The organism is Chitinibacter tainanensis DSM 15459, from assembly GCF_000429785.1.
Lineage (GTDB): Bacteria > Pseudomonadota > Gammaproteobacteria > Burkholderiales > Chitinibacteraceae > Chitinibacter > Chitinibacter tainanensis.
This window is the reverse complement of sequence record NZ_KE386953.1, coordinates 380,966-398,578: the sequence shown is the minus strand read 5'-3', so window position 1 is coordinate 398,578 and position 17,613 is coordinate 380,966. Positions and strand designations below refer to the sequence as shown.

Annotated in this window: 18 protein-coding genes and 1 rRNA gene; 8 read left to right on the top strand and 11 right to left on the bottom strand. The window is 57.2% G+C overall.

Features of this window, described 5'->3' with window-relative positions; all coding sequences use genetic code 11:
* The first annotated feature begins 188 nt into the window (after window positions 1-188).
* Window positions 189-301, top strand: a 5S ribosomal RNA gene (rrf, locus tag G482_RS0116645).
* Window positions 302-633: 332 nt separating this feature from the next.
* Here the strand turns inward: rrf and G482_RS0116635 are convergent.
* From G482_RS0116635 to G482_RS19915, 4 genes are read right to left on the bottom strand one after another with little or no spacing between them, the layout of a single operon-like run.
* Window positions 634-1,566, bottom strand: a complete 933-nt coding sequence (locus G482_RS0116635; RefSeq protein WP_028450976.1) for a uracil-DNA glycosylase — start codon at window positions 1,564-1,566, stop codon at window positions 634-636.
* Window positions 1,563-2,072, bottom strand: a complete 510-nt coding sequence (gene rimI / locus G482_RS19285) for a ribosomal protein S18-alanine N-acetyltransferase (RefSeq protein WP_051259136.1) — start codon at window positions 2,070-2,072, stop codon at window positions 1,563-1,565. Before rimI ends, G482_RS0116635 begins: the two co-directional genes overlap by 4 nt.
* Window positions 2,069-2,755: a tRNA (adenosine(37)-N6)-threonylcarbamoyltransferase complex dimerization subunit type 1 TsaB gene (tsaB, locus tag G482_RS0116625; RefSeq protein ID WP_028450975.1), complete on the bottom strand. Its 687-nt coding sequence runs from the start codon at window positions 2,753-2,755 to the stop codon at window positions 2,069-2,071. Before tsaB ends, rimI begins: the two co-directional genes overlap by 4 nt.
* A 24-nt stretch (window positions 2,756-2,779) precedes the next feature.
* Window positions 2,780-3,592, bottom strand: a complete 813-nt coding sequence (locus G482_RS19915; protein WP_051259135.1) for a substrate-binding periplasmic protein — start codon at window positions 3,590-3,592, stop codon at window positions 2,780-2,782.
* Window positions 3,593-3,712: 120 nt separating this feature from the next.
* On the opposite strand from G482_RS19915, the gene G482_RS0116615 reads away from it, so the two are divergent.
* From G482_RS0116615 to G482_RS0116600, 4 genes are all read left to right on the top strand, one after another.
* A complete protein-coding gene (locus G482_RS0116615; RefSeq protein WP_028450973.1) occupies window positions 3,713-5,494 on the top strand; it encodes an extracellular solute-binding protein in 1,782 nt (593 codons plus the stop codon).
* 39 nt (window positions 5,495-5,533) lie between these two features.
* Window positions 5,534-6,121: a HEPN domain-containing protein gene (locus G482_RS0116610; RefSeq protein ID WP_028450972.1), complete on the top strand. Its 588-nt coding sequence runs from the start codon at window positions 5,534-5,536 to the stop codon at window positions 6,119-6,121.
* Window positions 6,122-6,716: 595 nt separating this feature from the next.
* Window positions 6,717-7,787, top strand: coding sequence for an ABC transporter permease subunit (locus G482_RS0116605; RefSeq protein WP_028450971.1), 1,071 nt, complete (start codon window positions 6,717-6,719; stop codon window positions 7,785-7,787).
* A complete protein-coding gene (locus G482_RS0116600) occupies window positions 7,787-8,836 on the top strand; it encodes an ABC transporter permease (protein ID WP_084414787.1) in 1,050 nt (349 codons plus the stop codon). The genes G482_RS0116605 and G482_RS0116600 overlap by 1 nt, the downstream gene beginning before the upstream one ends.
* On the opposite strand, the gene G482_RS0116595 is transcribed toward G482_RS0116600, so the two are convergent.
* The 3 genes from G482_RS0116595 to G482_RS0116585 form a co-directional block, all read right to left on the bottom strand.
* Entirely contained in the window at window positions 8,837-9,256 is a 420-nt protein-coding gene (locus G482_RS0116595; RefSeq protein WP_028450969.1) for a type IV pilin protein, read from the bottom strand. It lies immediately after the preceding gene.
* Between the two features lie 248 nt (window positions 9,257-9,504).
* Complete coding sequence (gene mutY, locus G482_RS0116590; RefSeq protein ID WP_028450968.1) at window positions 9,505-10,530, bottom strand: A/G-specific adenine glycosylase; 1,026 nt, start codon at window positions 10,528-10,530, stop codon at window positions 9,505-9,507.
* Window positions 10,531-10,532: 2 nt separating this feature from the next.
* Window positions 10,533-12,860, bottom strand: a complete 2,328-nt coding sequence (locus tag G482_RS0116585; protein ID WP_028450967.1) for an AsmA family protein — start codon at window positions 12,858-12,860, stop codon at window positions 10,533-10,535.
* A gap of 182 nt (window positions 12,861-13,042) precedes the next feature.
* Here G482_RS0116585 and G482_RS0116580 point away from each other — a divergent pair, with 182 nt between their 5' ends.
* Together G482_RS0116580 and G482_RS0116575 are read left to right on the top strand one after the other, a co-directional pair.
* Window positions 13,043-13,462: an acyl-CoA thioesterase gene (locus G482_RS0116580; RefSeq protein WP_028450966.1), complete on the top strand. Its 420-nt coding sequence runs from the start codon at window positions 13,043-13,045 to the stop codon at window positions 13,460-13,462.
* A complete protein-coding gene (locus tag G482_RS0116575; protein WP_028450965.1) occupies window positions 13,459-13,929 on the top strand; it encodes an LEA/WHy family protein in 471 nt (156 codons plus the stop codon). The genes G482_RS0116580 and G482_RS0116575 overlap by 4 nt, the downstream gene beginning before the upstream one ends.
* A 63-nt stretch (window positions 13,930-13,992) precedes the next feature.
* Here G482_RS0116575 and G482_RS19275 read toward each other — a convergent pair whose 3' ends face one another.
* Genes G482_RS19275 through G482_RS0116555 form a run of 4 tightly spaced genes read right to left on the bottom strand, consistent with a single transcriptional unit; the run spans window position 13,993 to window position 16,664 of the window.
* The gene (locus G482_RS19275; protein WP_034619904.1) at window positions 13,993-14,964 is read right to left on the bottom strand and encodes a GlxA family transcriptional regulator; all 972 of its coding nucleotides are present in this window, start codon (window positions 14,962-14,964) and stop codon (window positions 13,993-13,995) included.
* Window positions 14,965-14,967: 3 nt separating this feature from the next.
* On the bottom strand, window positions 14,968-15,909 hold the full coding sequence (locus G482_RS19270) for an EamA family transporter (protein WP_051259134.1): 942 nt from the start codon (window positions 15,907-15,909) through the stop codon (window positions 14,968-14,970).
* Window positions 15,896-16,087 carry a DUF1272 domain-containing protein gene (locus tag G482_RS0116560; protein ID WP_245575308.1) on the bottom strand — a complete coding sequence of 64 codons (192 nt, stop codon included), beginning with the start codon at window positions 16,085-16,087 and terminating at the stop codon, window positions 15,896-15,898. Before G482_RS0116560 ends, G482_RS19270 begins: the two co-directional genes overlap by 14 nt.
* A gap of 1 nt (window position 16,088) precedes the next feature.
* Window positions 16,089-16,664 (bottom strand): isochorismatase family protein, encoded by a 576-nt coding sequence (locus G482_RS0116555; protein ID WP_028450963.1) that lies wholly within the window; start codon window positions 16,662-16,664, stop codon window positions 16,089-16,091.
* Window positions 16,665-16,947: 283 nt separating this feature from the next.
* Between G482_RS0116555 and G482_RS0116550 the strand changes: the two genes are divergently transcribed.
* Window positions 16,948-17,565 (top strand): nucleoside/nucleotide kinase family protein, encoded by a 618-nt coding sequence (locus G482_RS0116550; RefSeq protein WP_028450962.1) that lies wholly within the window; start codon window positions 16,948-16,950, stop codon window positions 17,563-17,565.
* Window positions 17,566-17,613 lie beyond the last annotated feature (48 nt).

Sequence of the window (17,613 nt, the reverse complement as noted above, 5' to 3'; positions counted from 1 at the left end):
TGGAAGCGCAGTAATGCGTTAAGCTAACCGATACTAATTGCCCGTGAGGCTTGATCCTATAACCTGAGACGCGTGTATGCGACGCGATATGATCGACCCAAGATCGAACATTAAGAGTAAAATACTTCTTCTATCGAATTCGAGTGATTGTGAGCGCCAAGCGCACACAGTTAACTCAACCAGTTATGTCTGGTGACCATAGCGAGGTGGTCCCACTCCTTCCCATCCCGAACAGGACAGTGAAACGCCTCAGCGCCGATGATAGTGCGGGTTCCCGTGTGAAAGTAGGTCATTGCCAGACTCCCCTAAAGAAGCCCAGCTCAGAAGAGCTGGGCTTTTTGCTTTGGGCGGCGGAAATGGAAGGCGCTGAACACCAGCAAAGCGAAGCCCAACACAAAACCCACGACAGACAGCAGCACCGCGAACCGCCCGCGCCCAAGCCAGCGGCGCAAACCCAACCCCCAAAACAAAGCTCAGCGTAGCTGGGCTTTGTTCATTTAGGAATAGCGCGATGCGATTCCGTTAATGGGTTTTGAGGGTATACATCCTAAATTATTGTTTTCTATGGCCTGTGCGGCTATACCCCAGTTGGGTATGTTCTTGCTATAACTGCACAGCTAAGGCGCTACTTGGTTATTTTTCGAGCGTCGTTTTAAGCAGGAGCAAATCACGCCACGCCTTGGCTTTGTCGGGCATATTGCGTAGCAAATAGGCGGGGTGGTAGCTGACCACAACAGGCAACTGGCGATATTGATGCACTTTGCCGCGCAAAGCTGAAATAGGCGCATCATCTTGCAGTAGGTTGGAGATGGCAAAACGGCCGCTGGCAAAGAGCACTTTGGGGGCAATCAGCTCGAGTTGGCGATGCAAAAATGGCGCGCATTGTGCCACTTCATCGGCTTGCGGGTTGCGGTTACCGGGCGGGCGGCATTTGAGGACATTGGCGATAAAAACGCCATCGCCGCGGCGCTGGCCAATACTGGCCAGCATATTGTCGAGTAATTTACCCGCCTTGCCCACAAAGGGCTCGCCCTGCGCATCCTCTTCTGCGCCCGGCGCTTCCCCGACGACCACGAGCTTCGCCTGTGGGTCGCCCACACCAAATACTGTATTCGTGCGGGTTTGGCATAGCTTGCAGGCGGTGCAATCGCGTATGGCCTGTTGTAGCTCTGCCCAATTCATTTGCGCAATCGCGCTGGCGCGCTCGTCGAGCGGTGTTTCAAGTTGTGCCGGTACTGGGTTGCTGGTTTGGGTGTGCCCCGGTTTACGGGCTTGCAGCACCTGATGAATGGCCGCAGCGCCTTGGGAAGGGGCTTTGCTGATCGTGCTGGGCGCATGCTCGAGTTGCGCTTCAATTTTGTGATGGGCCGCTTGCGCGAGGGGGGTAAATGAAGGCTCACTGGCGGATACGGCAGGCGTAGTTTGATGCGGTGCTGTGCGCTCTGCTGGCGCAGCTTCAGCGGCTGTCGCGCTGTTCGCGGCTTCTTGCCAGGCGGCAAGCTGCTCGCGCCGTACCCACAGTGGCGCTAGCCCCAGCTCGTTGAGTACGGTTGCGCGCCGATTCATGCCAGCTCCTGAACATCTTGCGGCAGTGCGCTGGGGATGGTTAAGGCTTTGCTGCACAGAATCGCGTCTTCGCGCAGAGATGACTGGCTATCGCTCGAGCTTGGTAAACAGGGGTAGTAATTCTTGCGGCGGCCGCTTTCTTGCCAGCCTAGGCTTTGGTAAAAGCCGCGCGCGCTTTGATTGCTATCGCGCACTTCGAGAAACAGCTGTCGCACACCTTCATTGGCTAATTCGCGTTCAACCGCCAGTAGCAGTTGCCGCCCCAGACCTTGTCCTTGCCGCTCGGGGTGAATGGCGATCAGCAAAATTTCGGCTTCATCCAGCGTCGCCATCGCGACAGCAAAACCCAGTAATTGCTCGCCTTGCCAGAGCCCAAAGCAGTCGTGGTGGCTGAGCGAATCAAGCCACTGTTTGCCAGTCCACGGATGGGGATTGGTTTCACCATCTAAATCGGCCAACGGGGCGACATGGGCAGCGCTGAGGCGGGCAATGCAGTAGGTAGTCATTTGGCAACTCGTTCGCTGGTTTTTAGCGCGACTTTGTCGCGCAAGTAGACCAGATTAGCCTCATGCGCGGGCTGGACATCGCCGCTGGCAAAGCGCGGCAGCGCCAGTTGCAGTAGCTGCTCGGCATTGGCTTGTTCGCTGGCGGCGATTTGGCTTAACTGCGCGCCTAAGCGCTCTTGCAGAGCTTGGGCATATGCGGCAAAGCCCGTGCCAATCCCAAACCAACCCTCACCAGACGGTAGCGGTACCGCATCTGGGTCGCACACTTGCTCTTCCAGGACCATTTGCCATGGCTTATCTAGCGCCGTACGCATATAGGCGGCGGTATACACCTGATTCATGCGTGCATCGATACACACATAGGCTTGCAACGCACCACTGCGCTCGGCCAAAGCCAAGAGCGTAGAAACACCTACCACCGGTAAATTGCGGGCAAAGGCCAGCCCTTGGGCAATGCCGCAGCCGATACGTAGGCCGGTAAACGAGCCGGGGCCTTGCGGGTAAGCAATACCGGTAATCGCGGCCATTTCAAGGCCTAGCTCGGTGAGGAGGCTGCGCAAGGCGGGCAGGGTGAGCTCAGCATGTTTCTGGCCCACCTGCCACACGCGGGCGTGAATTTGCCCGGCATGGGCGATCGCCAGAGAAAGTTGTTCGCTAGAGGTATCCAAGGCTAGATAAGCCATGCCTGCACCGTCAGAAGTAAAAGATTATTTTACCACGCTTGGCGTAGCATTCTGCCCTGGATTGGCGAGGTATTGCTGGCGGATACGCTCGATCTCGCCGCGCTCTTGCAGGCGCTGATAGGCAGCGCGAAACTGGCTCACTAAATTCGGATTCGCCGCCGGGTTAAATGCAAAATAGCAGCCATAGCCTTTGGCCAGCGTAAAGGCCGGCACAATCTGGCTGGCGTCCAGCCCCAGCTCGCGGGCGCTGAAGATATGCGGAATCAGCAGCCCAACCGATAAATCAAAGCGCTGGGCAAACAGCATTTTTACCGTGCGATTTTCTTCGGCCGAAGTGGTATCCACCCGTTTCATATTAAAGCCGGCATTCTGCAGGGTTTGAATCCCCGCTGCGCCGCGCGGAGCGCCCAATATATAGCGTTCGGCATCTTTGAGGTTTTGAATCACGATGTCGGTGCGCGGTTTGAGCCGCATCATCACCAGATCGCAATCATCATACGGCCCCACCCACACGTATTGCTTATCACGTGCGGGGGTGCGCACCATGGTGTAGATGATGCTATCGGGCTCTTGCTGATTGGCTTGCACTGCGCGCAGCCACGGTAGGCTGAAACGCTCGATGCGAATGCCGCTCTCTTGGGCGACCCGTTCCAGAATCTGATTCGCGAGGCCCAGATGCTGGCCATTGCGGGTGTAATTAAACGGCGCGAATTCCTCGGTATAGGCCTTCAGGGTGCTGGCCTGCGCCGCAGCCACGCCAAGCCACAGCAGCGCGACTAGACACATTCGCGGCAACATGGGCAGTAGCAAAAGGGGGAAGGGGCGCAGATTGAGCATGCCTTCAATCTAGCGGCGAAATGCCGGCCTGACATCTGTTTTTCGCTGATTGTCTTGCATTTGTGACGCCAAACGGTTGGCGCAAGGAGGGCGGCAGGGCTTTGGATTAAGATAGGCAGTATGAAAAAAATCCTGCTCAGTTGCCTGCTGCTATACCTGCCTAGTGTATGGGCCGGGCATGCTTATACTTTGGGTGATGCAGCCAAATACCCCGCTGATTATCGCCACTTTGCCTATGCCGACCCGGCGGCCAAGCCCGGTGGCCAGCTCTTGCTGCCCAATCCCGACCGGCGCAATAGCTTTGATAGCTTTAATCCGCTGATCTTGAAAGGCACACCCGCCGCGGGGTTGAGCGCGCTGATGTTTGAATCGCTGGGCGTTATGAGCCTGGATGAAACCGCCACCATGTATGGCCTGTTGGCCGACGATATCCGCGTGGCACCCGATGGCAAGGCCGTTACTTTTCGGCTGAATGCGCAGGCCCGCTTTAATAATGGCGATCCGGTGACCGCGCAGGATGTATTGCATAGCTACACCCAGCTGCGCAGCCGCTATGCCGCACCGCAATTTGCCGCTCAGCTCGCGGATGTGCTGGCGTGCGAGGTGCTCGATGCGCGCACCGTGCGCTACCGCTTTAGCACGGCCAATCGGGAGCTACCGCAAATCGTCGGCAGCCTGCCGGTGTTTTCGCATAAATGGGGCGCCGGTAAACGGCTAGACCAAATCGCACTCGAGCCGCCGATCACCAGCGGCCCCTATCAAATTGCCGCCTTCAAGCTCGGCCGCAGTATCAGCTATCAGCGTCGTAGCGATTATTGGGGCTGGCAGCAGCCGGCGCGACGCGGCCAATATAATTTTGAGCGCGTCACCTACCGCTACTATCAGGACGAAACCGCGCGGTTGGAAGCCTTCAAGGCCGGCGAGTTTGATTTCATCACCGAATACAGCGCACGCAACTGGGCGCGCCAATATCAGGGGCCAAAGTTTCGCAGCGGCGAAATCCTCAAGCGCGAACTGCGCCACCACAACAGCAGCGGCATGCAGGGCTATGTTCTGAATATCCGCAAGCCGCTATTTGCCGACCTCCGCGTACGGCAAGCGCTGGGGCTGGCGCTGGATTTTGAATGGCTCAACCGGCAATTGTTTTACAGCCAATACGTGCGCCTCAATAGCTTTTACGCTAATAGTGAGCTGGCGGCCAGCGGTAAGCCGAGTGCGGCAGAGCTGGCTTTATTAAAACCGCTGGCGAAACATTTGCCGCCGGCGGTGTTTGGCGAGCTACTCGCGCCCCCCAACACTAATCCACCTAACTCGCTGCGCGACAATCTACGCCAAGCGCGTGAATTATTAAAACAAGCCGGCTGGGAATACCGCGACGGCGCGCTGCGCAACGCCAAGGGCGAGGCGTTTACGTTTGAGATTCTGGACGACGGCGGCGCGATGGCGCGCGTTTTCCCGCCACTGGCGCGTAATCTGGCCAAGCTGGGCATCACTGCCAAGCTGCGCAATATCGATTTCGCTTTGTATCAGCGCCGGCTGGATAGCTTTGATTTTGACGTGACGGTACTGCGCTTTCCCGATGTGCAAAGCCCGGGGCAAGAGTTGCTCGATTATTACGGCAGCAAAGCCGCTGATGTGAAGGGCAGTAGCAATGTGATCGGCATTAAAAACCCCGCTATCGATGCACTGATCGGCCACGTGCTGGCCGCCCCGAACCGCGCCGCCCAAATCACCGCCGTACACGCCCTTGATCGCTCCTTACTGGCCGGGCATTACATTATCCCGCACTGGTACAGTGCCACGCATCGCGTGGCATGGCGAGATAGGTTTGCCATGCCGAAACTGATGCCGCTGTATTATCAGGCGGGGGATTGGATGTTGGCGACGTGGTGGGTGAAGTGATGTATTTGAGAGTGGGGACAGGTTTTGAATAATGCAAAGATGGATGCGATTTTATTTTTTGAATTGGCGTTGAACTATTGGCAGTTGTATTTGAACTCCACCGAGGAACTTGTTAATAGAGGGAATAAAAGTTCAATACAGTGGCAAGGTTGGGACGGTGTTGATAGTGAAGTTATGGATGAAGCATTTAAGTGGTCTGACTCTAGAATTGCAGAGCCATTGCTCTTTTTGTTTTATCATGGGGTCGAACTTAGTTTGAAGTCGTTGGTAATTTTAAATTCTGGGGAATTGGCGAAGGGGACGCATAGTCTAAGTGGGTTGTTGTCGGACGTTGGTGATAAAATAAGCAGTTGTGATTTTATGATTTTTTATGAAAAGTATATTTGTCTTAAAAATTGCCCCGAGATTTTTAGGGAGTTTTGTTGTTCTTCTGGGTGTAATGTGGATGACTATTATCAGAGCTTGAAATATCCAGTCCATAGTAAAGGGTTTAAATTCAATCATGCTCTTCTTAGGTGTAATGAGTCAGATGGCCTAGACTTTTTTAAGCAATCGATTGATGACTTGATGGCCGCGAGAATTGCAATAAAGAGATTTATTGCTGAAAGCCGTGGGTCTGATCGTTGAGTCAGCTAAATAACAGTCGTTAGCTTTAAAAAACATCGTGAAGACAAGACGGGATTGGCGGCTATGCGCCGCGGCACTTACTTCTCTTGCTTCGCCAAGAGAAGTAAGCAAGAGAAGGCGACCCGGGCGAAAAGCGCTCCGCGCTGCCCTTGCTTCGTCGTGAGCCAAACAAAAGGCCGTTTGTCTCTCTCCTTGCTACGGTTTTCGCTACACGGGGATTCAAGCCCTAGTTTCACTAGCGTAGCATATACATGCCGCCGTATGACTCTGAGAGTAATTCACTACAAGGCTTTGGTGGATATACCCCTGTCGTGGTTAGTGCGCATCGCCCGTGGAGACGAGCCGTTTGAAAATGACTCGGCGAGGTTTTAAGCCGCGTGGTGTTTGAGCGTCGCGACGTTAGCGCGACGCGAGTTGTAGCGGCGCCTCGCCGTGGCATTTTCATACGGGGTTTCGAGTCGATCGGGCGCGTTAGGGTTATCAGGGGCAAGGCAAGACTGCCCCTGATTCGTCTGGCGGGCGAAACCGCCGGTTTACCGCCTGCGATAGCAGGCATTGATTTTGAATTTAGCTTGAATCACCAACAAGGCTCGACATGTTGCAATACATCCTCAAACGCCTGCTGCTAATGCTTCCCACGCTCTTTGGCGTGCTGCTGGTCAGTTTTGTCGTGATCCAGTTTGTCCCCGGCGGCCCGGTCGAGCAGCTGATGTATCAGCTTAAAGGCCGCGGGGCGGCTGAATCTGCAGGCAATACCTCCGCAGGTACTGCGGCCGGGGCATATCAGGCCGCGCGGGGGCTGACGGAGGAGCAGCTTACGCAGATTAAAACCCAATATGGTTTTGATCAGCCGGCGCACGAGCGTTTCTGGTTGATGCTGAAAAGCTATGCGACCTTTGATTTGGGCGAGAGCTGGTTTCGCCATGCGAGTGTGGCCGAGCTGATCCGCGAAAAACTGCCGGTATCGATGAGCCTAGGCATCTCTAGCTTGCTGCTCACTTATCTGATTGCGGTGCCGCTGGGCGTGGCCAAGGCGGTGCGGCAGGGCTCGCGCTTTGATGCAGTCACGACGCTGGTGTTGTTGGTGGGCTATGCGATTCCTTCGTTTGTGCTGGGGGTGGTATTGTTGGTGCTGTTTGGTGGCGGCTCGTTTTGGCAGCTATTTCCGCTGCGCGGGCTGATGAGTGATAACTGGGCCACACTCTCGATGCTGGGCAAGGCGATGGATTTGCTCTGGCATTTGGCGCTGCCGGTGACGGCGATGGTGGTGGGCGGTTTTGCCAGCCTGACCATGCTGACCAAAAATGCTTTTCTGGAGGAAATCCATAAACAGTATGTGAGCACGGCGCGGGCCAAGGGGGCATCGGAGCGGCGGATTTTCTGGCGGCATATTTTGCGCAATGCGGCGCTGCCGCTGCTGGTGGGTTTGCCAGAGGCGATCATCGCGGCGTTTTTCACCGGCAGCCTGCTGATCGAAACGCTGTTTTCGCTCGATGGGCTGGGGCTGCTCGCGTATGAATCGGTGCTGCGGCGGGATTATCCGGTGGTGTTGGGCACTTTGTATTTCTTTACCTTGCTGGCTCTGATCGGGCGTTTGCTCTCGGATATCTTGTATGTATTGGTCGACCCGCGGGTGCAATTTGCGGCGGTAGGAGAGCGGGCATAATGAACAATCACACCCTCAGTAGCGCCATGGCGGAGCAAGGTTATTGGACCCGTGCCTGGGCGCGCTTTAAGGCCCAGCGGCGCGCTTATATGTGCCTGTGGCTATTTGCCGCGCTGTTGCTACTGAGCCTGGGCGCGGAGCTGTTGTCCAACGATAAGCCCTATCTGGTGCGCTATCAGGGGCAATGGTATGCGCCGCTGCTGCAGGATTATCCGGAAACCACTTTTGGCGGCGATTTCCCAACCCCCACTGATTATCTCGACCCATTTATCCAGCAACAGCTGCAGCAAAGCGGCAACTGGGCGCTGTTTCCGCCCAACCGCTATGGGGCCGATACGCTGAATTACTTTGCCAGCGCACCCAATCCGGCGCCGCCCTCTAGCGCAAACTGGCTGGGCACCGATGACAAGGGCCGCGATTTGCTGGCGCGGCTGATTTATGGCTTTCGCACCAGTGCGCTGTTTGCCTTGGCGCTGACCTTGACTGGCTCGTTGCTGGGCGTTTTCATCGGCGGGCTGCAGGGCTATTTTGGCGGGCGGATTGATCTATTTGGTCAGCGGGTGAGTGAGATTTGGGCCTCTTTGCCAGAATTGTATTTGCTGATTATTTTCAGCGCGATATTTGAGCCTAGCCTGACTTTGCTGCTGATTTTAATGACGCTGTTTGGCTGGCTGGGGCTGGCTGATTACACCCGGGCCGAGTTTTTACGCACCCGCAGCCAGGATTATGTGCTGGCTGCGCGGGCCATGGGGCTGAGCCACTGGCAGATTATCCGCCGCCATGTGCTGCCCAATAGTCTTACGCCGGTACTGGCGTTTTTGCCGTTTCGCATGGGCGCGGCGATTTTGGCGCTAACCAGCCTAGATTTTCTGGGGCTGGGCGTGGGCCAGCAAACGGCGTCATTAGGCGAATTGCTGGCGCAGGGTAAAGCCAATCTGGATGCGTGGTGGATTTCGCTGAGCACCTTTGCGGTGCTACTGACGCTGATGCTCTTGCTGGTAATGATTGGGGAAGGGCTGCGCGCGGCGCTGGATCCGCGGGCGCGCTAGTTATTTGCGCCAGCAGCGTGTCGGGCTGCGGATTTCTTGCCCATTGTTGAGCATGATTTCCAGTGTGGTACAGCCGCTATCACGGCTTTGTGTACCTTGGGCAATGGCTTGCACCACATAGCCGTTGCTGCCTACCCCCGACAAGATTTGCAGCCGGTAGTAGCCGTTCTCGCTCAGATAAGTGGTTTGCCCAGCGGTGGTAAGCCCCAGTTGAGGTAGTGTGGCGTAGCTTAAGTTATTGGCGCGATATTTTTCCTGCAGCTGCTGGATTTTACTGAGCTGGCTAAAGGCTTCTGCTCGTCGCGCCTGCTGCACGTAACGTCCATAGGCTGGCAACGCCAAGGCTGCCAAAATACCGAGAATCGCGACTACGATCATTAGTTCGATCAGAGTCCAACCTTGTTTGTGCTGTAACTGCATCTGCCACTCCCAATCAATGCGCGGCAGCTTACGGGGCAGGTGTGAACGTGAGTATCGCGGATTATCCCGATGTAATTGTCATATATTTTTTATATACCTGTGCTGGGTATATGACTTTAGGCTATGTAGGTATTTGCTAATGGGGGTGTACCCTTTGGAATGGTCTGAGGTGGTAGTCATTCACTCATCCTCGGCAAGTAGTTTGGCGATCACGACCCACTAGTACAGTTGTAGCCAGCTCAACTCACCTAGCTGAGCAGTAGTTTGCGCACCGGGGTGGGAATGCCGGCGGCCAAAGCCTCTTGCTGACTAAACCACTGGGTTTGATCCGACCGTACACCTTGGGCTCCAGTAACATAGGCCGGCTGCGGCGTGATGGTCAGTTTGTAATGGGTAAACACATGCACAAAATCGGGCAGGGCGGGTTCCAGCTCGATCTCGAGGCCGAATTGCTGCGCCACCAGTTCATTAGCCGCAAGGGTGCTGTCTACCTCGGGCAAGCTCCACAGCCCGCCCCAAATGCCGGTGGGTGGGCGTTTTTGCAGCAAAATCTGCCCTTGCGCGTTGCGGATAATCAGCATCACAGTTGATTTTTCCGGCACGGCTTTTTTTTGCTTGGGCGTTGGGAGCTCGGCTTGGCGATTGGATAATCGCGCTTGGCAATCGGCGCTCATCGGGCAGGTTAAACAGCTTGGTTTTTTCGGGGTACAAACGGTGGCGCCCAAATCCATTAGCCCTTGCGTATAGGCTTCGATGTCTGCTGCTGGTAGCAAGGCATTGGCCAAATCCCACAGCCGGTTTTCCACTGCTTTCACGCCCGGATAGCCCTCAATACCGGCCCAGCGCGTCAGTACACGTTTGACATTGCCATCCAAAATCGCCGCGCGCGTGCCATATGAAAAGGCTGTAATCGCTGCGGCGGTACTGCGGCCAATGCCGGGTAGCTCGGCCACCAGCACCGGATCGCTGGGAAATCGGCCGCCGTATTGCGCCACCACGGCTTGCGCGCATTTGTGCAGATTGCGCGCGCGAGTGTAGTAGCCCAGCCCGCTCCATAGCGCCAGCACATCATCGAGTGGTGCCGCGGCGAGATCAAAAATCGTTGGGAATTTAGCCAGAAAGCGCGGGTAATAATCGAGTACCGTCGTCACCTGCGTTTGCTGCAGCATGATTTCCGATAGCCAAACGTGATAGCCATCAGCCACTTGCCACGGCAGGCCATGCCGGCCGTGTTCTCGCTGCCAGGCGATCAGGCGGGTTGCAAAATCAGACATGCTTAGCGGGGCTTACTGGGTTTGGGAGTGGGTTTGGCGGCGGCCTTGGCTTTTTGCTGCGCCGCTTTTCGTTCGGCGGCGGCTTTGCGCTCGGCCGCTTTGCGTTCTGCTTCCGCCTTGGCTTTGGCCGCGGCCGCTTTGCGTTCGGCCTCGCGCAAGCGGGCAGCTGCTTCGGCTTGCTGTTTGGCCACCAGCTGCTCTTTTAAGCTGCTGTAGTCGGCTTTATACACCGGCGCATTGAGCGGGCCGGTAAAGCTGATGGGCAGCACAAGGCCAGCCAAGCCACTGAGTGCACTCACTTGCGAGTTGGCGCTGGCTTGCATGCGGTAATCAATTTCACCCCGGCCCAGGTCAATCTGGCCGGCGCCGGCCAGCCGCAAGATCCCCGCGCTGACATTCAGGTCGTTATTACTGGCCACGCCATGTTTGAGATTAAAAGTGGCGTTGAGCGCCGAGAATTGCGTGCGGGCATCTTTTTGCGCGCTGGGGGTGATTTGCCCATTCATCAGCTTGATTTGCTGGCTGGCGCTATTGAGCAAGGCGGGAATATCAATCCCGCGAATCGCACCCTGTTTCAGGCTTACCCGCACGGTGCCACCGGCGGTGTGGCGCAGATCGGAGAGCTTATTGCCCACGGCGGCGATGTCGATGGTCAGATTACTGCGACCTTCAAAGCGGCTGCTATCGATCACATCGGTGAGCAGGGTGTTGATATTCATATTGCTCAGCACTTGCTCGAGGCGGAAATATACCGGTTTTTTGCTGGCATCGATTTCGGCGCGGCCATTGAGGCGGCCTTCGTAAATGGTGGCCGAGAGCGGATCGAGCACCAGGCGCTGGTTGCGGGCGATCAGCTTCATCGATAGATCATCGACGTGCATATTTTGTAATACCAGCTCGCCAATGCGGATGGCGCCGATGGCGTTCAGCTCTTTGAGCCACCATAAATCCAGCTGCGCCGCATGATCAACGGTTTTGGCGCCGGCGGTTACGGCTGGCAGATACGGGGTGAGGTCGAGCTTGGCCACATCCAGATTCAGCCGGTATTGCGGCGCCAGGAAGTTCTCCATATTGATCTGGGTGGTGACGTTTTCGCCGTCCAGCTTGCCGGTGCTTTCCAGATTGAGGATTTCATTGCGCAAATCCAGATCACCACGGCCATCCAGCTCAAAGCGGATGGCCCCGCGCGGCAGGCTGCGGTTGGTGTAATTGCCGTTGAGTTTGTAATCGGCCAGCCGGATCAGCGAGCCGCGATAAAGCTCCAGCGGGCTGTTGTATTGCAGATTCAGCTGCTGCTGCGGGCTTTTATAGCGCACATTGATCTGGGCATTATTGGTGCGCAGGAAAGAGCGATGCGCGCCACCCAGTGTGGGGATGCTGGTATTCACGGCCAGCTCGGTTTGCTGGTCTTTCATCGCCAGCTGCATTTTTAGCCGGTGCAGATTCAGGGCGCTATCGGTGAGCTTGATTTCCGGCACATCGACCTGGCCGCTCCAATGCTGGCCAGCCCGCACGGCGCTGATGGCCACCGACATATCCCCGCCGGTGAGCTTAAGCGGCGCCCAGCCATAATTCAGGTTGCCGCGTGCTTGCAGTTGCGCTTGTTTTAGCTGCCAATCGGGCGCGCTTTCGCCGGATTGCACAATATCGAATTGAATATCGGCAACCCGCAGCGTGCGCTCTTTTTCCAGATAGCGCATGGCGGCTTCGCCGGTGATATTGCCCAGCCACAGGGGCTGCTTCGGATCATCGCCAATCGCAATATGCCCGCCGATGCTCAGCTGCCCTTTTTTCGGATCGGTAAGCTCGCTCATGCGCAAATCCAGCGCCGAGATGGTGACGGCTTCGCCGATGAATTCGTCTTTCCAGCTCAGGCGCGCCTGATTGAAGGTCAGATTATCCAGCGCGACTTTGATTTTATCGTTGCGCGGCCGCAGAAGGTCTTCGAAGTTATAAGCGCCGTTTTCATTGCGCACGATATTGAGTTCGGGCTCATCGATTTCGATGGCGTGAACCACGGTTTCCTGCTGGCTCAAAAGCGGCCAAAGGCGCAGCACGACTTTAATGCGATCGGCGTGGGCAAAAATCGTACTGTCATTGGGTTCGGAGAGGGTGGCGTTGCTCACTAGCAGCGCAGGGCGGGGCAGCAAAACCAGTTGCGCGCGGCCGCTGATATTGAGCTTGCGGCCGGTATCACTTTCGACCTGCGTGATGATCTGCTGGCGTAAGGCGTCGGACGACAGAAAGTAGGGCAGCACCCCCAGCAATAGGCTCAGGGTGAACAGCAGTAATATTAAAATCCGTACCGGACGGGAATGACGCCAATCCATAACCACTTTCTAAACGCGCGAATCGGTCGATTATCCATAAGAAAGCGCTGAAACAAAAGCAGGATGTGAAAAACCCCATTGCCACGCCGCACCTGCCCGCACCGCCGGCGTGGCGCAGACATGGCGCGGCGGATTAAAGCGCATTATGATCGGGGCACCAATCGCAACCCATATGAGTTTTTATGGCAACGCCTACTCTGATTAAAGTCCGTGGTTATCATCTGGATTTATACGGCCATGTGAATAACGCCCGCTATCTGGAATTTCTGGAAGAGGCCCGCTGGGCGCTGCTGGAAGAATACGGTGGCGTGCAATGGTATGCCGAGCGCGAATTAGCGCTGGTGGTGAGCCGTATTGATATTCGCTACAAACGCCCGGCTACCATGGGCGATGAGCTCTTGATCCACACCCGGCTGGCCACGCTGGGCGAAAAAGACGGCGTTATCGAGCAGCGCATTGTGCGTCAAGACAATGGCAAGCTGGTGGCCGAAGCCGAGGTCACTTTTGCTGTGCTGCATCCGCGCGAGCAAGGCGCGCAAAGCCTGATCGGTGAGCTGGGCGAGCGTTTGCGCCGCCTGCAGTATGCGGTGGAGGGCGCATGATGTGGGCGCGTTTAGTGCAAAAGCTGCTGCTGTGCTGCTGCGCGGTTGTGCTGCTGAGCTCATGTAGCGTGATTCCGAATGGTTTTGAAAAGCCGCAGGTGAGCCTGGCCGGCATTTCGGTAGGCAAACTTGGCCTGGTTGAGCAGCAGTTTGTGCTGCATCTGCGGGTGCAAAACCCGAATAATTATGAGATTCCGCTCGATGGCCTGCAGGTGAAGGTGGCGCTCAATGGCCAGCATTTTGCCCAAGGCGTCACGAACGAAAAGCTCGATCTGCCGCGGCTGGGGGAAAAAGTGGTGAAGCTGAATGTCACCACCAATCTCTCGGGCGTATTTAAGCAAATTCAGGCTTTGCAGCTGGGTAGCGCCAAGCTGAAATACGAACTAACCGGCAAGGTGTACGCGCCGCTATTGCCGGGCGGCTTGTCGTTTGAGCGCACTGGCGAGCTCAATATCCTCGGTAACTAATGGCTTGGATAGATACCCGATTAGGTATACGGTTGTAGGCATTATCGGGTATGGATCTTGGCGCTATACCTGGCTATCCAGCTCGGTAGCCTGGTGGCGACTTGCGCTGGGTAAGCGGCCAAATTGCTGCTGCCACACCCGGCGAAAATCGCGCGCCGAGCTAAAGCCGCTTTCCAATGCCACGGTCTCAATGCTCAAGACCGGATTGCCCAATAATTGCTGCGCTAGCGCCAGGCGCAGGCTTTGCTGATAGGCATGCGGGCTGATGCCGGTGGCCTGGGCAAATTGCCGGCTAAGGGTGCGCGGCGTGGTGTGCAATGTATTGGCGAGGGTTTCTAAAGTCCAGCGCTGGCGCGGCTCGGCGCTGAGCAAATCTTGCGCTTTGTGCACCAGCGGCTGCAAATGATTGCGGTGTGCGAGCCAAGGCGAGAGCTGCGGATCATTGCCGCTGCGGCGCAGCCAGATCACCATTTCCCGCGCTACGCTTTGAGTGAGCGCCGGGCCAAACTCGCGCGCCAGAATATGCAGCGCCAGATCGATGCCGGCGGTAATCCCGGCGCTGGTGGCGATGGGGCCGTCTTCGACAAACAGCCGGTTTTCTTCTACCAAAGCTTGTGGCGCGGTTTGACGCAAGCGTTCGATCAGCGCATGGTGGGTGGTGCAACGCCGCCCCGCCAGCAAGCCCGCTTGCGCGGCCAGCATGGTGCCCGAGCAAATCCCGGCCAGCTGGTGCTGCTGGGGATCAAATTCGCGCTGCAGCCAGCTCACAATGGCTTGCGCGGCCGGCAGGCGCAGATTCTCGCGCGAATTTTGCACCCCGATCAGCATCACCAAGGCGCCGGCGGGTAGCGGGCTGGGTAGCGGGTCGAGCCGGTGTTGTATCAGCCCAATCGACGAGCGCAGCTCGGGCTCGGCCGCCACTAGCTGCAGCTTGAGCGCCGCGCCGTGTTCGCGGGCGATTTGCAGCACTTCGGCGGGGCCGGCCAGATCCAGCAACATAAACTGCGGGCTGAGGACAAAATACACATCGCGCATGTTTTAACCCTGTCGCGGGGCCCAGCCCAGCTTGCTGGCCAGCCCGCGCCCTAATGTGGGCAAGCCTGCTAAGCGCCCGCCAAATACATTCAGCAGCAAACCCAGCATCAAAATCGCCGCCCCCAGCCATTGCTGCGGCAGCAGTGCTTCATCCAGCAATAAGGCTGCGCTGGCGAGGCCAAACCACGGCACCAGCAGGCTAAACGGCGCCACCTGATTGGCCGAATAGTCCTGCAGCAGCCGGTTCCAGATTGAAGTCGCCAAGATCGTGGCCACCCAGGCCAGATACAGCACGGCCAAAATCGAGCGCAGTGAAATATCGCGAATGGCGGTGGCGATGGCGGTGGGGCCATCCAGCCATAAGCTTAGCAGTGAGAAGATAATAATCGGGGGTATTGCCGCCCAGAATAGAAAATGACTGGCTTGGAAGGCAATACCCTGACGACTAAGCTGGCGAATCAAGATATTGCCCAGCGCCCAGGCGGCCGCGCCACACAAGGTGAGGCTAAAGCCAAGCAGGCTCATCGCGCCCAAGCCCACGCCATGGGAGAGACCAATCAGTGTCAGCCCGCCGGCCGCCACCAGCAGCCCCGCCAGCTGAAACCAGCGCCAGCGCTCGCCCAGCCACAGCGCGGCAAACAGCAGAGTGAAAAAGGCCTGCGATTGCAGCACCACCGAAGCCAGCCCCGCCGGCATGCCCACCTGCATGGCGGTAAACAGAAAACCAAATTGCCCCACGCCCCACACCACGCCATAGCCCAGCCAGTAGCGCGCGGCGAGGGCCGGGCGCGGGATAAAAAACACCGCCGGCACCGCCACCAATAAAAACCGCAGCGCGCCCAGCAGCATCGGCGGCAAACCGTGCAGCCCCCAGCGGATCACCACAAAATTAAAGCCCCAGCTGCTAACCACCACCAGCGCCAACAGGTAATCACGCCAGCGCATAATTGGGCTCGCTAGCTAGGCGGCGCGGGCGGCGCACTAGTTCGCCCCGGCAGTTGGGGCATTGCTGCGCTAGATCGTGCTGGGCGCAGGTCGGGCAAAACGTGCATTCATAGCTGCAAATCCAGGCTTCGCCGCCGGGCTGAAGCGCTAGCGCGCAGCGCTCGCAATGGGGGCGCATTTCAAGCATGGCAAGTCTCCAGCGCGTGAGGGTTGGCTTGCAGTGTGGCGCACAGCGCTGCAGTCGTCCAGAGCCTGGCAAAACGCTGCGCCAAGACCAGCTCGGTACGGGTCTGAATTTCGCTGGCGCTATAGTGGCGACCATCGGGCCCCTGCATGGCGAAGGTGAGCGTGGCATCGGTGACAAATTCGATCGCAAAGCCCAGATCTGCGCCTACCCGCGCGGTGGTTTCGCAGCATTGCTCGGTGCGCATGCCGCTGATAATCAGTCGCTTGATGTTTCGCGCTTGGAGCCACGCGAGCAGCCCCGAGTCGGTGAGCGCATTGTGCACGCCTTTTTCAAAGGTGGCGGCGGGCTGATGGCGCAAAAACTGCATCGGCCGCACCCAGCCGCTGGCTTTGGCAAACACGCCCTCGGGGCTGACATGCAGGATATTCACCACCGGAATCGCCGCCGCCGCGCAAGCATCAATCAGCGCGAGCTGATTGGCCTGATAGGCGGGTAAATCGGCTGTGCTCCAGAAGGGGCGGTGTTCAAATGATTGCTGGACATCGATGACCAATAAGGCGGCGGACATTTTGTGACTCCTGGGTTGATAGGGTGAAGCCAGTATGCGCGAGCTGATTGCAAGAGATAAGGGCAAAAGCGGTGAAATGAGCGGACAAAAATAGACAATCAGCTGGCGGCAGGTCGGTATTTATGGGAGCGAGCGGCATGCCAGCTAAGTTGCATGGGTATATGGTTCTGGCTATTAAATTAAATAGTCTTTGTGAATATACCCTATGGGTGTATGCAAGACCTTGTTGTGCGCTGCACGAAGGACTTTTAGCCTGAGCCTATTGTTCAGCAAGGAGTGCAGCATGGATTTCATGGCCTTGGTGCATCAGGCGCAAGCGCTGGCCCAGAGCGGGCAGCGGCGGATTTTGGGGCTGGTGGGCGCGCCCGGCGCGGGCAAATCCACCATTGCCGAGCGGCTACTGGCGGCGCTGGGCGAGCAGGCGGTGTTGGTGCCAATGGATGGTTTTCATCTGGCCAATGTCGAGCTAGCGCGGCTGGGGCGCAGTGCGCGCAAAGGCGCGCCCGATACCTTTGATGTGGCGGGCTATGTGGCACTGCTGCAGCGCCTACGCCGGCAAGGTGCGGATGAGATCATCTACGCACCCACGTTTCGCCGCGAAATCGAAGAGCCGATTGCGGGCGCGATTCCGATCCTGGCGCGCACTCCGCTGGTGATTACCGAGGGTAATTATCTGCTCTTGCCCGAGCTAGGCTGGCAGCAAGTGCGCCCGCTGCTGGATCTAAGCTGCTATCTGGCAGTGCCCGATCTGGTGCGGCGCGAGCGCCTGTGTTGGCGCCATCAGCAATTTGGGCGCAGCCCAGCTGAGGCCGAAGCCTGGGTGCTGAGCACCGATGAACCCAATGCCGAGCGCATCGCAGCGCACCGGCACCTGGCGGATCTGGAGCTGAGTCTGGATTAGTGCCTTAAACGCACAGGCATCTAAATGCACAGGCATCGGGCTCTCATC

Excerpts from the sequence above, each read along its gene's own strand:
- G482_RS0116635 (WP_028450976.1), bottom strand. The coding sequence starts at position 1,566 with ATGAATCGGCGCGCAACCGTACTCAACGAGCTGGGGCTAGCGCCACTG.
- rimI (WP_051259136.1), bottom strand. The coding sequence starts at position 2,072 with ATGACTACCTACTGCATTGCCCGCCTCAGCGCTGCCCATGTCGCCCCG.
- tsaB (WP_028450975.1), bottom strand. The coding sequence starts at position 2,755 with ATGGCTTATCTAGCCTTGGATACCTCTAGCGAACAACTTTCTCTGGCG.
- G482_RS19915 (WP_051259135.1), bottom strand. The coding sequence starts at position 3,592 with ATGCTCAATCTGCGCCCCTTCCCCCTTTTGCTACTGCCCATGTTGCCG.
- G482_RS0116615 (WP_028450973.1), top strand. The coding sequence starts at position 3,713 with ATGAAAAAAATCCTGCTCAGTTGCCTGCTGCTATACCTGCCTAGTGTA.
- G482_RS0116610 (WP_028450972.1), top strand. The coding sequence starts at position 5,534 with ATGGATGCGATTTTATTTTTTGAATTGGCGTTGAACTATTGGCAGTTG.
- G482_RS0116605 (WP_028450971.1), top strand. The coding sequence starts at position 6,717 with ATGTTGCAATACATCCTCAAACGCCTGCTGCTAATGCTTCCCACGCTC.
- G482_RS0116600 (WP_084414787.1), top strand. The coding sequence starts at position 7,787 with ATGAACAATCACACCCTCAGTAGCGCCATGGCGGAGCAAGGTTATTGG.
- G482_RS0116595 (WP_028450969.1), bottom strand. The coding sequence starts at position 9,256 with ATGCAGTTACAGCACAAACAAGGTTGGACTCTGATCGAACTAATGATC.
- mutY (WP_028450968.1), bottom strand. The coding sequence starts at position 10,530 with ATGTCTGATTTTGCAACCCGCCTGATCGCCTGGCAGCGAGAACACGGC.
- G482_RS0116585 (WP_028450967.1), bottom strand. The coding sequence starts at position 12,860 with ATGGATTGGCGTCATTCCCGTCCGGTACGGATTTTAATATTACTGCTG.
- G482_RS0116580 (WP_028450966.1), top strand. The coding sequence starts at position 13,043 with ATGGCAACGCCTACTCTGATTAAAGTCCGTGGTTATCATCTGGATTTA.
- G482_RS0116575 (WP_028450965.1), top strand. The coding sequence starts at position 13,459 with ATGATGTGGGCGCGTTTAGTGCAAAAGCTGCTGCTGTGCTGCTGCGCG.
- G482_RS19275 (WP_034619904.1), bottom strand. The coding sequence starts at position 14,964 with ATGCGCGATGTGTATTTTGTCCTCAGCCCGCAGTTTATGTTGCTGGAT.
- G482_RS19270 (WP_051259134.1), bottom strand. The coding sequence starts at position 15,909 with ATGCGCTGGCGTGATTACCTGTTGGCGCTGGTGGTGGTTAGCAGCTGG.
- G482_RS0116560 (WP_245575308.1), bottom strand. The coding sequence starts at position 16,087 with ATGCGCCCCCATTGCGAGCGCTGCGCGCTAGCGCTTCAGCCCGGCGGC.
- G482_RS0116555 (WP_028450963.1), bottom strand. The coding sequence starts at position 16,664 with ATGTCCGCCGCCTTATTGGTCATCGATGTCCAGCAATCATTTGAACAC.
- G482_RS0116550 (WP_028450962.1), top strand. The coding sequence starts at position 16,948 with ATGGATTTCATGGCCTTGGTGCATCAGGCGCAAGCGCTGGCCCAGAGC.